Raw genomic sequence first — 16,029 nt, forward strand, 5'->3', positions numbered from 1 at the left:
CCTGGCAGGAGATGTTCCCGCCGGGCATTTTGTTTTGCTCACTTTTACTTTACATAAACTTTCGGCAGTCTCTGTCCGAAAGCGCAGCAGATTTCGTAGTTGATGGTCCCTGTGGCTTCTGCGATGTCGTCAGCCAGGATCGTGTTGACGCCATCGGAACCCATGACGATGACCTCGTCGCCGACTTTTACATTCGGCACGTTGGAAACGTCGATCATGCACTGGTCCATACAGATATTGCCGGCAATCGGGCATACCACGCCGTTTACGATAACCTTGGCCTGTGCGGAATATGGGCGAGGATAGCCGTCTGCATAACCTAAGGCGATTGTCGCAATTCTGGCAGGTTTTTCTGATATGTACTTTCTGCCATAGCCGACGGAGAAGTTTTCTGGAACATCCTTCAGATGAATGATGTTGGCTTTGACGGACATGACGGGTTTGATTGAAAGCTGTTTTTTATCGACCTCGTTTGACGGATAGCAGCCGTACAGAATGATTCCAGGACGGACAGCGTCAAAGTAGATGCTGGGCAGTTCCATAATGGAAGCGCTGTTTGCAAGCGTTCTCATTGGAACGTAGACTCCTGCTTTCGTCAAAGCCTCGTAAAAAGCGTTGTATTTGTCTTCCTGCTGATGAGAATAAGTTTTATCAGCGGCGTCGGCAGTGGACATGTGGGAGAACATGCCTTTGATCTTGAAATTTGGCAGAGCGGCAATCTTCTTGATATCCTCAATCGAAGTTTCTATTTCATCTGCCAAATAGCCGATTCTTCCCATACCGGTATCAATAGCAATCAGACCGAAAACGGTTTTGCCGATCTTTGCAGCGGCATCGCTGATTGCCTTGGCGTTGGCGGAATCGCATACTACAGGAGTAATGTCGTATTCTGCAATTACATCAGCATACATATCAGGGGTAAGGCCCAGCATGATGATCTCTTCTTTTGCCCCAGCGTCCCGCAGTGTAATTGCCTCCTGAAGTGTGGCGATTGCAAAGGTTTTTACTCCATTTTCCCTTAACACATTTGCACACATGACTGAACCGTGACCATAACCATCCGCCTTAATGACGCCGATAATCTGCTTATCTGCGCCGACCTTTTCTCTGATGCTTTTGATGTTGTAGTCCAGATTGCTCAAATTGATTTCTGCCCAAACGGGTCTGATTGCTTCTTTATACATGGCTGTACAAATACCTTCTTTCTTTAAAATTATAATAATGGTTCGCGTTTGATAATGTCTTCTCTTCCCGGACCATTAGATACGAGTGTAATTGGAAACCCGATTTGACGTTCGATCTCATTGACGTATTCCTGGCATGCCTTCGGCAATGCTTCCCATGTTCTGATGCCAGTCACATCGCTCTTCCAGCCAGGCAGTTTCTTAAGCACCGGCTTTGCCTGGTAGAGATAGGTGGTGTTGGGGAATTCTTGATGTTCTTCCCCATTGATTTCATATCCGATGCAAATGGGTATTTCGTCCAGGTAACCCAAAGGATCGATGACCGTCAAAGCCACTTCGGTAGTTCCCTGCATTTGGCAGCCGTATCGTGTTGCAACGGCATCGAACCAGCCTACGCGGCGAGGTCTTCCCGTGGTAGCGCCAAATTCGCCGCCGTCTCCTCCGCGTCGTCTTAACTCGTCGGCTTCCTCATCAAAGATTTCACTGACAAAGGCGCCAGCACCTACAGCCGAGGAATATGCTTTTACAACAGTCGTAACCTTTTTGATTTCGTATGGAGGGATACCTGCGCCTACTGCGCCGAATGCAGCCAATGTCGATGAGGATGTGACCATCGGGTAGATGCCGTGATCCGTATCTTTGAGGGCGCCCAGCTGACCTTCCAACAGTATATTCTTACCCTCTTTGATGGCTTCTTGCAAAAATACGCTGGTATTAGCAACATACGGTTTAATCATCTCCTTGTATTCCATCATCGTATGGTAGAGCTCATCTACCTTCAATGCAGGTTTGTGATACAAGTTCTCTATCATGATATTTTTTAACGTGCATACGTTTTCCAGCTTTTCTCGAAGCGCAGCCTCTACCATGAACAATTCATTGACTTGAAAACCGATTTTAGCATACTTGTCAGAATAACAAGGCGCAATTCCGCTTTTTGTGGAGCCAAAGGATTTGCCTGCTAAGCGTTCTTCTTCGTATTCGTCTAGTAAAATGTGGTAAGGCATGACAATGTGTGCCCGGTCAGAGACGAGAACCTTTGGCGCTGGAACGCCTCCTTCAATCAGCGCGTTGATTTCTTTGATTAAAAATGGAATGTTTAACGCTACGCCGTTGCCGAGAACGCTGGTGGTGTGGCGGTAAAATACGCCGGAAGGCAGCATGTGCAGTGCAAACTTGCCATAGTCGTTTTTGATGGTATGTCCCGCATTGCTTCCGCCCTGAAATCTGACGATGATGTCAGAGTCCTCGGACAGCACGTCTGTAATCTTGCCTTTTCCTTCGTCACCCCAGTTAGCGCCTACGATTGCTTTGATCATGTAAATTCCTCCTATTCATTATCGTATAGGAAATATTCTGTGAGTCAAAAGATTTCTTATACATTGATTTCAGCGGTAAGGCCGATCTGGTCCTCATTTGCTGATAGAATAGGCTTTATGACCCCGTTAAGAAACTCAGTTGTCTGTTCTATTGATCTTCCAACATAATTTTCTGGCTTCAAAACCTTCTGTAAAGCCTCTTTGGTTATATTAAAGGCTGGATCAGCTGCGATACGATCTAAAAGATCGTTGGGCTTACCCTGCTCTTTAACGACTTTTCCAGCATCCATGGAATGCAGGCGGATGCGTTCGTGAAGTTCCTGTCTGTCGCCTCCGGCGCGGACTGCGTCCATCATGATGTTCTCTGTAGCCATAAATGGCAGTTCAGCCATCAGGTGGGATTCAATGACCTTTGGATACACCACTAAGCCTTTTGAGACATTGATATATAGTTCAAGAATTCCATCGGTTGCGAGGAACGCCTCGCTGACAGCAATTCTCTTGTTTGCTGAATCGTCCAGGGTTCTCTCAAACCACTGGGTCGCCGCAGTAATCTGCGGATTCATGGCATCGCTCATCACATAATTGGCAAGGGATGCCATACGCTCTGTGCGCATCGGGTTTCTCTTGTATGCCATGGCTGAGGAACCGATTTGATGTTTTTCGAATGGTTCTTCTACTTCCTTCATGTGTTGAAGCAGTCTGATATCGTTTGAAAATTTGTGGGCCGACTGGGCGATACCCGCCAAGACGTTCAAAACTCTGCTGTCCACCTTCCGGCTATAAGTCTGACCGGACACCGGATAACAGCCTTTGAAACCCATTTTGTCGGCGATTCTTTGGTCTAAGACACGGCATTTCTCGTGATCGCCGTCAAAGAGTTCTAAGAAAGAGGCCTGCGTGCCAGTTGTCCCCTTTGATCCTAAAAGCCGCAGGGAATTGAGGACATAATCCAGATCTTCTAAATCCATGACCAGATCGTTCAGCCACAAGGTAGCTCTCTTTCCTACAGTAGTAGGCTGTGCAGCCTGAAAATGAGTATATGCCAGTGTAGGAAGAGACTTGTATTCCTCTGCGAATTCGGCAAGGGAAGCGATGGTGTTGACCAGTTTCTTTCTAATCAGCTGCAGCGCTTGACTCATGATAACGATGTCGGTGTTATCGCCTACATAACAGGAAGTCGCGCCCAAGTGAATGATGCCCTTCGCATTAGGACACTGCTGACCATAAGCGTAGACGTGGCTCATGACGTCATGTCTGACTTCTTTTTCTCTCGCTTTTGCAACATCGTAGTTGATGTCGTCCTGGTGCTGCTTCAGCTGGTCAATCTGTTCCTGGGTGATGGAAAGACCCAGTTCTTTTTCCGTCTCTGCCAAAGCGATCCAGAGCCTTCTCCAAGTTCTGAATTTCATGTCGGGTGAAAAAAGAAACTGCATCTCTTTGCTGGGATATCTCTCCGAAAGTGGGCTTGTATAATTATCTGTTGTCATACTGAACCTCCTCATATTTATGGAAACGTTTATCAAGAAACGTATTTATCATTGTAAAAAAATGAACATATAATTATAGCATTTTGTATGCAAAATATCAAGGGCTGAGGAAAATAGGGGCATAATATAAGAAATCGTCTGTAAAAAAATGAAAAGGAGAAGCGATGAGAAGAAAATTGTTCATAACAGGCATAATTGCTGCGGTTCTGGCGGTCTTTTTGTGGCTGCCTTTGTCAAATTACCCGATCAGTTTGGCAGTGATGAAGGTGTACAGCGGAATTCACAAGAGTAACAGCGTCATGGAACAAAAGGGCATTTCGCTGGAAATCCCAGGCGGGGGAATTACCCAGGAGAAAGACTGGTATCCTTTTGTCATGACCTTCAACGACAGCGCAGGATTTCGCCAATTTATCAGGGAAAAGGCTGGAAAACTGAATCTGGGTAAAAAAGATTCGCTGGAACTGACCATCCTTTATAACTTCCCCGCATTTGACTATTCTAAGGGATGCAGCCTGCTCTATAACCCCCAATCACCTTATTATAACAGTTTCTATGGTGCGTATTTGGTATCGGGAAGGACTGCGGAGGGCTTACCTTATGGCTTCACCGCCGATGGAAGTCTGGACCTGGAGTCTGCCTCCCAGGTTCCTCAGTTTGATTTTCAAAGGTTGGTACTGGCGGATTTAGGCATTCGAGCGAGTCAACAGGTCTTTGATTGGAAGATTGAATCGGTCAGCCAAAATGTGGATTATGTCGGCAGTAGCGGCTGGACCAGACTGGATGCGTCTCTAAGGGTCAATGGAGTGATTCATCGAGCAGAGGGCTTTCGCAGATCCTATCTGCAATACGGCAGATGTGCTTACGATCCAAAAGATTATGGACTGGAAGATTTTGCTCCAGTCCACATGAAGGGAAGACTATACGCCAAGTATTTTAGTGAGTGGGATACCAGTATCTTTTTCTATATTATGACGGGTGACGAGCAGGTCTTGGAACGCTGTGACGCTGAAATTCTGTCAAAAAGCATTCTGGTCACAGAATAAATCCTGCAACCACATAGCATACCAGGGAAATCCCACACCAGATCAAGCCATACGGCATGACTGTCTTGATATGGTCGTGCACGTCACAACCGACGATACCGCAGGTCATGTAAGTTGTATCGGATATTGGCGATATGTGATCGCCGAAGAAAGCTGCGCCCCAAACGGCAGCAATACAGAGGGGAAGATTCGCACCTGCGGCGATGGACCATGGAATGGCAATCGGCATCATGGTAGATACATTTCCCATGGCTGAGCCGGTGGCAAAACCGATCAAGCTGGTAATAAAGAACAAGATAGCAGGCAGTAAAGACGGCGACATGATACCGGAAAACAAATTTGCCAGATAGGTTCCTGTCCCTAAGGCGGAAATTACATCACCCAGCACGACAGCAGCGATGAGAATGATCAAAATCTGCATGGATTCTCCCATGCCGTCAATAAAGATATCGATGACTTCGTTAAACTTGAACTTCTTTGATGCGATATTCATGATGATGCATATCAAGGATGACAGAATCATGGCACAGAAAATGCCGCCGATGGCATCCCCCTCCAGCATATTGCCACCGCCGCTGTAGAACATATAGCCGATGGCAATGACGATAGAGGCAATGGCAGGTACAAATACGAAAGCAGCACTGGTGCTTTTTTCAATCTCTTCCTCAGCTTGTTCTGCCAACTCTACGATTTCTTCGGGCAATTCTTCTAAGACCGTGTTTCTGTGGTCAGGATTGTCCAACTGTCCAAATTTCTCCGCTCTCTCTTCTGCCTTTTTTAAGCCGCCAAAATCTTTTCCCAGCAAAATGAGGACTAGAGAAGAAAAGACTGCTAAAATACAGTAAAAGTTCAGTGCGGAAACCTGCAGCATGACTTTAGACGGATTGGCGATTTCTGCAGCCGTTATCAAGCCAAAGAGGATGCCTCCCCATTGCCCCAAAGGAATCAGACCACAGACTGGCGGCCCTGTAACTTTGATAATAAATGCCTGCTTTTCATGAGAAACCTTTAATCTGTCGTTGAGTGGCTTCATGACCACGCCGGTCAGAATTACACTGAGGGTGGTATTGGTATACAAAATCAGTCCGATCAGCCAGGTAAGAAAGCATGAACCTTTCTTTCCTTTGATAATCCTGTGTTTTTCCGTCAGAAATTCCACGAGACCGCGGCCGCCGCCAGACTTCTCGATCAAGCGGGACATGCCAAAAGCTAAGGCGATACTGATGATGACGATGACCGCCCAGCGGTCTGAAAATGCAGCGATGATGCCGTTCAGTATTTGGTCGAGAACCACCATTGGCGCCAAGCCGTAGAGAATCATATAACCGATAATGACTGCGGCGAAAAGTGCGACAATTGCATTTTTTGCTACAAACGCCAGTAAAATTGCCACGACTGGCGGTAAAACTGCTAATATTCCGTAATCCATAATCCCTCTCCTTTCAATAAGTCAGTATGTTCTTGGCACCAGTGCGCGATACATCAGATCTGCCATGGCGATGAAGTCAAAGACAGGCAGGCCCGTTTCTTCAGAAATCGCCGCCGCAAATGGCGGGATATCACTGCACTCCAGTAAAAAAGCGCCTATGGCAGGGTCTTTGTCTATCATATCTTTTGCAATCTGTACCACCTGCTGCTGAAAGCGGACTGTATCCATTTCCATCTTCCTCTGAAAGCGGATGCAATCCATGAATTCTGAACAAGTGTCCAGTTCCCCTATCACAAAAGGCATGTTTTCGTCGATACCGCTGGCGTCTAAAAAATGTGGTTCTTTGAGACGGCGGCCGGCAGCGGTGATAATTCCCAGCTTTTTCTGCCTCCCGATGATTTTGGAAAGCATGGGCGCCATCAGCAGGGGAGAGATGCATATGGGAATGTCCAACTCCTCGGCTGCCCGCTCCTGCCAGACCACGAATAATCCGCAGCCGGTGGTAATTGCTCGAACGCCCTCGTCCTGCAGCTCCTTTGCCGCGCCAATAAAGGTCTGATACTTTTCTTCGTTTAAGTCCTGCCACCAGCCGGTGGGAAGATCGACGACTTTGTAGCGGACTGGAAAGTCAAAAGAGGCTGCATGTGCCATGTTGCCGGGCATCAGCGGGTAGCGGGCGTTTAAAAGGAGAATGCCAATTGGCACGCCGCCAAAGGCGGTACCTCCTGAAATCATATTTGTCAAATTATTACCTCCTGTATAGATATTTTTGGCGATGCGTCTAACCTATATTTATACCAGCATGTAATGAAAAGAATATATAGTACGTTGGTGTATTGACTTCGTAGTCTCATTTTAACATAAAACGGGTAAATTGATAATAATTTTTTGAATATTCTGCTAAAAAATCTGCGATTATGTCATCCCTATCAGCCTCCTAAAAAACTAAATAATACTTTCGCCTGATTGCTTTTGCCCGAAAATCAGTGTAGAATGGACACAAGTTTAAAGAAAGAGGGGGGCAAGGTGATTGCAAGAATATGAAACAACTTATGTCATCGGGCATAAGAATCCGGATACAGATTCCATCTGTTCGGCAATTTGTTATGCCAATCTGAAGCATAAGATAGATGGGAAAAAGTACGAGCCTGCCAGGGCAGGACATATCAACGAAGAGACGAAGTTTGTATTGGACTATTTTGACGTACCAGCGCCGCGACTGATAGAAAACATTACGACCCAGGTGAAGGATATCGAGATTCGCAAGACCAAAGGCGTCTGCAAAAATCTGTCGATCAAGCTGGCATGGAACATGATGCAGGAACACGATATCTACACCATTCCGGTGGTGTCAGAAGGTGCTGTGCTGGAGGGACTGATTACGGTAGGCGATATCGCCAAGTCCTATATGAACGTTTACGACAGTAGCATCCTTTCCAATGCGAACACGCAATATTCCAATATTATTGACACGCTGAAAGGGAGCACGGTGGTCGGTGATGGGGCAAAGTATTTTAATCAGGGGAAGGTTTTAATTGCAGCGGCAAATCCTGATATGATGGAGAGTTTCATAGAGAAAGGAGACTTGGTGATTTTGGGAAATCGCTATGAGTCTCAGCTCTGTGCCATAGAAATGGAAGCGGCCTGCATCATCGTATGCGAGGGCGCGCCAGTTTCCCTGACGATCAGGAAGCTGGCACAGGCAAGGGGCTGCACCATTATATCGACGCCTTACGATGCCTTTACTGTCGCTCGTCTCATCAATCAAAGCATTCCGGTGGAATTTTTCATGCGCACAGACCACTTGATCGCTTTCGAAGATACGGATTACATCGATGAGGTCAAAGATGTCATGGCAAGTAAGCGGCATCGGGATTTTCCGATCATCGATGAAGATGGAAAGTATATGGGCATGATTTCCCGGCGGAATCTGCTGGGCGCGAAGGGAAAACCAGTCATTCTGGTAGACCACAACGAGAAGAACCAGACAGTGGAAGGCATTGAACATGCGGAAATCAAAGAAATCATCGATCATCACCGCATCGGCGCAGTGGAGACGATTTCGCCGGTCTTTTTCCGCAATCAGCCCCTGGGCTGTACTTCCACCATCATTTATCAAATGTACAATGAAGCAAATATAGAAATCGATCAGTTGACAGCAGGACTGCTGTGCAGTGCGATTATATCAGACACTTTGCTGTTCCGCTCACCGACCTGTACTGAGATTGACAAAGCCGCAGCGCTGAATTTAGCGTCTATCGCGGAAATTGACCCGGAGGAGTTCGCAGAAGAGATGTTTGCTGCGGGCAGCAATCTGAAAGGTAAATCCATAGAAGAAATTTTTTATCAGGACTTTAAGCGGTTTACGGCAGGAGAAACTTCCTTTGGCGTTGGCCAGCTGATCGCTACAAACCGCAGCGAACTGGAAGCACTGCAGGAAGATATGGTGCCTTTTATGGAAAAAGCCCGGGAACGTCATCAAATGGATATGATGTTTTTTATGCTGACGAATATTTTGACGGAGACGACAGGCCTGATCTGTGCAGGCAGCGGGGCAAGACAGCTCATTTTGGATGTCTTTGGCGAAGAATATGATGAGGCCTACGAGAGCGAACACATCATCAGACTGCCGGGGATGGTTTCTAGAAAGAAGCAGTTGGTTCCGAAAATCATCATGGCCTTGGGCGAGTAACCTCGCCCTTTTTTGATTCCGTCATTTCCACGTTTTTATTTCCAACAAGCGATATTCTTTTTCACAAACTGCTGGAATGTCTGTGGTTTCTTTCCCATGACTTGCTCGAAGTCAGCAGTGACATTTTTTGCGGCCCCAAAACGCGTCATCATATAGAGCATACTCATGACTGTGCAGTATTTTTTGTCCATGCCTCTGACATGGGTCCAGTATTTTTTTGTAAAGGCCGGTGCAGGATTCGTATAAATAATTTCTATGCCTAATTCCTCAGACAGAATTTTTGCAACTCGCCAATAATCGATCGCATCGGGGCCTGTTATAGAATAGGCTCTATTTTGGTGCAATTCTGGTTCGCTCAAAACTTTCGCAGTGATTTCGCCGATATCCTCCGTGTCAATAAAGCTAGTCAAGGCATTCTTTACTGGTACCACAACTCTGTTAAAGTGTTTGATTTCAAAGGCGTGAACGCCGCTGATGTTTTGCATGAAAAAACTGGGGCGTATGTGGCAATATGGCAGCCCTGCCTGTTCAATGTATTTCTCGATTCTATGGTGGGGCGGAACCGGATTTTTTTCTACGCCAAGGAGAGATAAGAAGCTGACAAGCCGGATGCTTCCGTGCTCTTTCAGCGCTTCCACAAAGGGTTTCAAGTTTTCGGGTTTGCCCAAATGTGGGGGTCGTATGATAAATACTCTGTCTGCATTTTCCAGAGCAGGCTTGAACGTAGCCGGGTCGGTGAAATCGAGATAAACGATCTTTGCAGTGTTGCCAAACATCTCTGTCAACGTCTCTGTATGGGTGCCGGCCACAGTAATCCCCTGTCCATTTTTCAGAGCATAGGCAGCAACGTATTTTCCGACATTGCCCGATGCTCCCGTAATTAAAATTCTACTCATCACCTTTTTCCTCCAATAAAATCTCATTTGCAGCCGTAAGCAGGCGGATGAATGTATCAAATTTCTCTTTTCCTAACCTTGTCTCCAGGAAAGACATGGTCTTAAAATAGTCATGATAGGTCTCCTCTACTAAACGAACCGCCTTTGCAGTGGGAATCAGTTCATAGCTGCGCCTGTCTGTTTTCAATTGTCTTTTCTCGATGTATCCCTTGGATGACAGGGATGTAGCCATGTTCGTTGCCATGGCTTTTGTAACATGAAAGAATTGGGCTGCTGCATGGGGTGTTTTTACTTCGTCTGTTTTCACAAGATAAATCAGCATCCCCATTTCACTGGAACGGATTGGCAGATCTCGTCTTGTATTGAGGTTGAGTCTGCAAAAGAGAGAGACCTGCTTTGATGACTCGATCATTTTATCCATAATACGACTCCTATTCTTATTAGTAAATTTGATGTACTATTTGTATGATAGTACACTTGATGTACTTTGTCAATGATACAGATAAATTTTCTAAATCGTGTTTCATTTAAGGATTTTTTAATAATTTACTTGTTATACTGATGCTATAATCGTAGAGGAAGAAAGGATTTTCATTATGTTAGGCAGAATATTAAAGAAGGATCTTAAGAAACGAAAGGGTGTTAACCTGATTCTTTTCTTATTTATCGCCATTGCTACGGTGTTCTTAGCCAGCAGTGTCAACAATATCCTGGTGGTAACGCCGGCAGTGGACTATTATATGGATTACGCCAACGTACCCGATGTCTATTTTAACATCGTCGGTACGGAGGAGGAAGAGGAGGTCGACCGCTGGCTTGCAAGCAGCAAAGCGGACATCGAAACCTATGGAAAAAGCACCATGATGACCATGGGGGATAAGGACGTGTCCTGCGTGACTGATGGAAAGAGCAAGTCATTCCAGACGGGCGGCTCTGACATCTATCTGGGGTCAGGTACAGAAAAATACTGCAAGGTCTTCGATCAGGATGGTAAGTCTTTCACCCTGGAAGAGGGGCAGATTGCGCTGAGCAAAGCGGCACTAGACAGAAACAAGTTGGAAATCGGAGACACTTTGATTCTCCGGTCAGGGGATATAGAAAAGAAATGCACCATCAAAGAGACGATCAAGGATGCGGCCTTTGGCAACGATATGGTGGGAATGATCCGGCTGGTCGTCAGCCAGGAGGATTTTGACCAATTATCCGGCAGCGATGAGGCGACATCCTTTATCCGTTATGATGTGGAGACCGACGATGCCGAAGGGTTCGCAGAGCGGCTCAATCAGCACAGCTTTGCCACCATGACCAATGCAGTGACGAGGGATACCTACAAAATGATTTACTCTTTTGACATGCTGATGGCAGCGTTATTGATCCTCATAGGGATCTGCCTGATACTGATTGCGCTGCTGGTGCTGCGTTTTACCCTGGTATTTACCTTGGAAGAAGATTATCGGGAAATCGGCATCATGAAGGCTACGGGTTTCAGAGATTTTCAGATTAAAAAAATCTATCTGGCGAAGTATCTGGCCTTGGTCACCAGTGGCTCTCTGATTGGACTTCTGGTTAGTATTCCGGTCAGTAAAGCCATGATCAAGTCTGTCAGCATCAATTTGATTATGGAGGACAGTAAAGCAAATCTATGGGTCAATTTGATCTGCACCGCTCTGGTGATTATGCTCGTCATGGCTTTCTGCTATCTCTGCACCAGGAAGCTGAACAAAGTCTCCGCCATTACCGCCATCAGGGGCGGGCAGACTGGAGAGCGGTATGGGCGCCGAGCAGGGCTCAGGCTGCATCATCACGGCAGGATGAGCGTACCGGTTTTTCTAGGGTTCAATGACATGGTCAGTCATGTGAAACGCTATCTGGTATTGATGATTACCTTCTGCATCAGCTTTATTTTGATCACCATCCCTCTGAATACCCTCAACACCATGCAGAGCGAAGAGATGGCGCTAAAATTTGCGTTGAATCCCGAAGCTGCCGCTTATGTGCGCAAAATTGAGGCCAAGGGAGAGCAGAGATATGAAAAAGAAGGCGACGTACAGCGCGGCATGACCCGTGTGGAAAAGGAACTGAAGGAAAAAGGATATGACGCGGAACTTTCCGCGGTGGTATTTTACTTCCTGAAATTTGGTTCTCAGGGGAAGAAGTCGGATACCAATTTGATGACGCTGCAGGTAGTCGGTCCAAAAGATGATTTCCTGACCTATGACGAGGGCAGCGCGCCAAAGCTCTCTAACGAAATTGCCGTTTCTAAGAAAATGTCGGAGAAGAAAGACTGGCACGTCGGTGATACCATTGAAACCAACCTGCACGACGGAAAGCACAGCTTTATCATCACAGGGCTCTATACCGACTATATGCAGGTGGGAGAGAGCGCCAGAATGAATCCCTCCTTTGACCTGAGCAAAGAGATGCTGGCGGATTACTGGAACATCGCCGTCCACACTGAGACGGATCTCAGCCAGAAGGAACTGGCGGCAGAGCTTGCAAAGGAACTGCCCGCCTATGAATGGAACAGCGCCCAGGATGTCGTCGACCGCAACGTGGGTGGGATACAGAAGATGCTGGAATCCATGAAGATTCCGATGACGGCTTTGCTCTGCGCTATTATCATGCTGATTACCCTGCTGATGGAAAAACTCTTTATTGTCAGAGAGAAAGGGGAAATCGCCATGCTGAAAAGCGTGGGGTTCAGCGACCGCAGCATTCAGTTCTGGCAGGTGGTCCGTATGGTCAGTGTGACCGTCTGCTCTATGATTGCCGCAATCCCGCTGTCCCTTCTCAGCAACCAATTTGTGCTGAAACCGATCTTTGCCATTATGGGCGCTGAGGTGAAAATCCAGGTAGTGCCATGGCAGGTATACGGGGTGTACCCATTGATTCTTCTTCTGGGCATCATTGCAGCAACAGTCATCGCATCCAGAAGCGTGAAACGAATTAACATACAGGAATTAAACAATCTGGAATAACGGAAAGGAAATGTTATGGAATCTTTAAAGGTATCGAATTTATGCAAGACCTATATTGTAAATAAACGGCAGAATAACGTACTGCGCAATGTGAATCTGGAAATCAGGGCTGGAGAGATGGCCGCCATCATGGGGCCTTCCGGTTCGGGAAAGACGACGCTTCTCTACACTGTCAGCGGCATGGACGATGCGACGGCGGGAAAGGTGGATTTTTACGGAAGAGATTTGACGTCATTAAAAGGAGACGATATGAGCAGACTTCGTCTGACGGAAATGGGATTTGTCTTTCAGCAGATGTATATGCTGAAAAATCTGTCCATCTATGATAATATAGTCATACCGGCATATCAGTCGCCGGAGGGGAAGAGCAGAGAAGGCAGGGCCGCTGTCAATGAGCGGGCGAAGCTTTTGATGCAGAAGCTTTCGATCAGCGAGGTGGCGGACAATGATATCAACGAGGTATCGGGCGGCCAACTACAGCGAGCGTGTATCTGCCGCAGCATGATCAACAATCCGAAGATTATCTTTGCTGACGAACCAACCGGCGCGCTGAACAAACAGAATTCAGCAGAAGTCATGGAAGAGCTGAACCACATCAACGAAGAAGGCACCAGCATCCTTCTCGTCACCCACGATATGAAGGTGGCGTCAAAATGCGAACGGGTCCTCTACATCGAGGACGGCGATATCAGGGATGAATTTGTCCTGGGAAAATGGAACAAGGCAGAAGGGGATGCGGCCAGAGAGCGCAGGCTCAACGAATGGCTGATTAAATTAGGATGGTAAAAGAATGAAAGATGTTTTACTGGTGGAAGATCACGTGGAACTGGCGGAGCTAATGACAGCTTTTCTGCAAAAGGAAGGCTGCAGCGTGCACCACGTTACATCAGGGGAAGAAGCGATAGACTATTTGCAGGGGCAGCAGGTGAAAGTGCTGCTCTTGGATATCATGCTGCCGGGGATGGATGGCTTTGCCGTCTGCCGCGCCGTGAGAGAAAGAGGAAATGTGCCGATTTTGATCCTCAGCGCCAGAGGGGAGAAGGCGGATAAGCTGACAGGCTTTGGCCTGGGAGCGGACGATTATATGGAGAAGCCTATCGACCCGGAGGTTCTCGCCGTCAAAGTCAAAGCGCTGATCCAGCGGACTTATGACAAAGAGGCTGCAGACTGCCTGCTCCTTTCAGGCGGCATCACCATTGACAAGAATGCCCGGAAAGTTTTTCTGGACCGAGAGCCCGTGGAACTCAACGTGAAGGAGTATGAGCTGCTCCTTCTGCTGGCGGAGAATGCAGGCAGGACGCTGCACAAGGATTTCCTCTTCAATCAAATTTGGGGTGCAGACAGCTTCAGCGAGAATCAGACGCTGACCGTTCATATCAAAATGCTCCGCACAAAGATCGAGGAAGATCCGAAGAAGCCGCAGCGGATTTTGACTGTATGGGGAGTGGGTTATCGTTATGAGAAAATATAACCGGCTGCTGTCCTTTTCTGTAGCGCTGTATGTGATCCTGGCGGTTTTGGCCGGGACAGTGTTTCTGAAAGGGGAAACTTCCAGCGGCAAAGAATATAAGGTGGAAATCAACCGCATCATAAATAGCTTATCCAAGGAAGCAAACCTGGATAAGCTTGATTTGCGTGGGTATCAATATGTGAAAAAGGCGGATTATATGCGCATCGGCGCGTCAGACCAGGCATATGAGGATTTTTTTCGGGAAAACGACGCCTATCAGGTTGAAATCGTTCCCGCATATAGAGACGGCGTGGTGGACGGATTCTACCGATTTGAATATATATCGCCTAATGACGATTATAGAGGTGGGCTCCTGCTGCTGGAAGCGGCCATGGCCATCATGTTCCTCTGCGTCATGGGGATTTTGCTGTATTTGAAATATAAGCTGATTGCGCCTTTTTACCGGCTGAGTACACTGCCGGGAGAACTGGCGAAGGGACACTTAAAGACGGAAATCAAAGAGGAAAAGAGTCGCTTTTTTGGCCGCTTTGTCTGGGGGATCAGCCAGTTGCAGGATACATTAAACGTTACCAGAAAGAGGGAGCTGGAACTAGTGAGGCAGAAGAAACAGCTATTGTTGTCGCTGTCACACGATATCAAAACCCCTCTGAGCACCATCGGCTTATACGCCAAAGCTTTAGAAAAAGAGGTCTATCATACAGAAGATGAGAAAAAACATGCTGCCCATCAGATTGGAGAAAAGGCAGTGGAAATCGAAAAGTATGTGGAAGAGATTATGCGGGCATCGAAGGACGATGTCATGGATATTCAGGTCGATATGGGTGAGTTTTATCTGGCCGATTTGGTAAAGAAGATTTTTTCTACCTACCGGGAAAAATGCGCTCTGCGTATGATTGATCTTGAGATAGGACCTTATGAGAACCTGTTACTTTGCGGCGATATGGACCGGTTGTGGGAAGTACTGGAGAATTTATTTGAAAACGCCTTTAAATATGGAGACGGCCGCCGCATTAAACTGGAATTTTATGAAGAGGACTACTGCCAACTGATCCGAGTGTTCAACACAGGAGAACCGGTCAGTGATAACGACTTTAATCACATCTTTGAAAGTTTTTTCCGCGGGAGTAATAGCAGGGGCAAGCAGGGCAACGGCCTGGGGTTGTACATCTGCAGGGAAATCATGCAAAAGATGGACGGCGAGATCTTTGCCCAGAAAGAAGAGGACGGGATGGCTTTCGTTTTGGTTCTGCGGTAAATATTTTTTTAATCTTCTCGAATTGCTTTTCTTTTGCGAATTAATAGGCGATCAAAAGAATCGTCAGCTTTTTCCATTGCAAAGCAGAAGGCAACGGCCTGGGGCGCAGGGAAGGGAGATATGCTGGTAAATTACTGGCATTTTCTGATCAATCTATCTACAAGTATAATTCTTAATTTGTGCATAGGAAAACCTCCTAGATAGCTTTATTATTTTAACGGTCCATCTAGGAGGTAGCCTATCGATGAAGCTTCACATATTATTATAACTGC

13 protein-coding genes are annotated in these 16,029 nt (G+C 46.8%); 6 read left to right on the forward strand and 7 right to left on the reverse strand.

Features of this window, described 5'->3' with window-relative positions:
* Positions 1-44: 44 nt before the first annotated feature.
* The 3 genes from alr to purB are packed head-to-tail and all read right to left on the reverse strand — an operon-like array spanning position 45 to position 3,993.
* Positions 45-1,184, reverse strand: a complete 1,140-nt coding sequence (alr, locus tag BN6539_RS04015; protein WP_067534248.1) for an alanine racemase — start codon at positions 1,182-1,184, stop codon at positions 45-47.
* 29 nt (positions 1,185-1,213) lie between these two features.
* Positions 1,214-2,503: an adenylosuccinate synthase gene (locus BN6539_RS04020; protein ID WP_067534250.1), complete on the reverse strand. Its 1,290-nt coding sequence runs from the start codon at positions 2,501-2,503 to the stop codon at positions 1,214-1,216.
* A 56-nt stretch (positions 2,504-2,559) separates the two neighbouring features.
* On the reverse strand, positions 2,560-3,993 hold the full coding sequence (purB, locus tag BN6539_RS04025; RefSeq protein ID WP_067534251.1) for an adenylosuccinate lyase: 1,434 nt from the start codon (positions 3,991-3,993) through the stop codon (positions 2,560-2,562).
* A gap of 164 nt (positions 3,994-4,157) precedes the next feature.
* Between purB and BN6539_RS04030 the strand changes: the two genes are divergently transcribed.
* The gene (locus tag BN6539_RS04030; protein ID WP_067534256.1) at positions 4,158-5,036 is read left to right on the forward strand and encodes a hypothetical protein; all 879 of its coding nucleotides are present in this window, start codon (positions 4,158-4,160) and stop codon (positions 5,034-5,036) included.
* Here BN6539_RS04030 and BN6539_RS04035 read toward each other — a convergent pair.
* Together BN6539_RS04035 and BN6539_RS04040 are read right to left on the reverse strand one after the other, a co-directional pair.
* Complete coding sequence (locus tag BN6539_RS04035) at positions 5,026-6,465, reverse strand: GntT/GntP/DsdX family permease (protein WP_067534259.1); 1,440 nt, start codon at positions 6,463-6,465, stop codon at positions 5,026-5,028. The two genes, BN6539_RS04030 and BN6539_RS04035, sit on opposite strands and share 11 nt — an antisense overlap.
* A gap of 21 nt (positions 6,466-6,486) precedes the next feature.
* Positions 6,487-7,209 carry an aspartate/glutamate racemase family protein gene (locus tag BN6539_RS04040; RefSeq protein ID WP_082907350.1) on the reverse strand — a complete coding sequence of 241 codons (723 nt, stop codon included), beginning with the start codon at positions 7,207-7,209 and terminating at the stop codon, positions 6,487-6,489.
* A gap of 286 nt (positions 7,210-7,495) precedes the next feature.
* Here BN6539_RS04040 and BN6539_RS04045 point away from each other — a divergent pair, with 286 nt between their 5' ends.
* On the forward strand, positions 7,496-9,157 hold the full coding sequence (locus BN6539_RS04045) for a putative manganese-dependent inorganic diphosphatase (protein WP_067534262.1): 1,662 nt from the start codon (positions 7,496-7,498) through the stop codon (positions 9,155-9,157).
* A gap of 35 nt (positions 9,158-9,192) precedes the next feature.
* Here BN6539_RS04045 and BN6539_RS04050 read toward each other — a convergent pair whose 3' ends face one another.
* Entirely contained in the window at positions 9,193-10,053 is an 861-nt protein-coding gene (locus BN6539_RS04050) for an NmrA family NAD(P)-binding protein (protein ID WP_067534264.1), read from the reverse strand.
* On the reverse strand, positions 10,046-10,474 hold the full coding sequence (locus BN6539_RS04055; RefSeq protein ID WP_067534267.1) for a MarR family winged helix-turn-helix transcriptional regulator: 429 nt from the start codon (positions 10,472-10,474) through the stop codon (positions 10,046-10,048). The genes BN6539_RS04050 and BN6539_RS04055 overlap by 8 nt, the downstream gene beginning before the upstream one ends.
* A gap of 175 nt (positions 10,475-10,649) precedes the next feature.
* On the opposite strand from BN6539_RS04055, the gene BN6539_RS04060 reads away from it, so the two are divergent.
* From BN6539_RS04060 to BN6539_RS04075, 4 genes are read left to right on the forward strand one after another with little or no spacing between them, the layout of a single operon-like run.
* Positions 10,650-13,031, forward strand: coding sequence for an ABC transporter permease (locus BN6539_RS04060; RefSeq protein WP_067534269.1), 2,382 nt, complete (start codon positions 10,650-10,652; stop codon positions 13,029-13,031).
* A 15-nt stretch (positions 13,032-13,046) separates the two neighbouring features.
* Positions 13,047-13,817, forward strand: coding sequence for an ABC transporter ATP-binding protein (locus BN6539_RS04065; RefSeq protein WP_067534271.1), 771 nt, complete (start codon positions 13,047-13,049; stop codon positions 13,815-13,817).
* A gap of 4 nt (positions 13,818-13,821) precedes the next feature.
* Positions 13,822-14,502 carry a response regulator transcription factor gene (locus BN6539_RS04070; protein ID WP_067534274.1) on the forward strand — a complete coding sequence of 227 codons (681 nt, stop codon included), beginning with the start codon at positions 13,822-13,824 and terminating at the stop codon, positions 14,500-14,502.
* Complete coding sequence (locus BN6539_RS04075; protein ID WP_067534278.1) at positions 14,489-15,757, forward strand: sensor histidine kinase; 1,269 nt, start codon at positions 14,489-14,491, stop codon at positions 15,755-15,757. Before BN6539_RS04070 ends, BN6539_RS04075 begins: the two co-directional genes overlap by 14 nt.
* Positions 15,758-16,029 lie beyond the last annotated feature (272 nt).

This window comes from Emergencia timonensis, assembly GCF_900086585.1.
GTDB classification, from domain to species: domain Bacteria; phylum Bacillota; class Clostridia; order Peptostreptococcales; family Anaerovoracaceae; genus Senimuribacter; species Senimuribacter timonensis.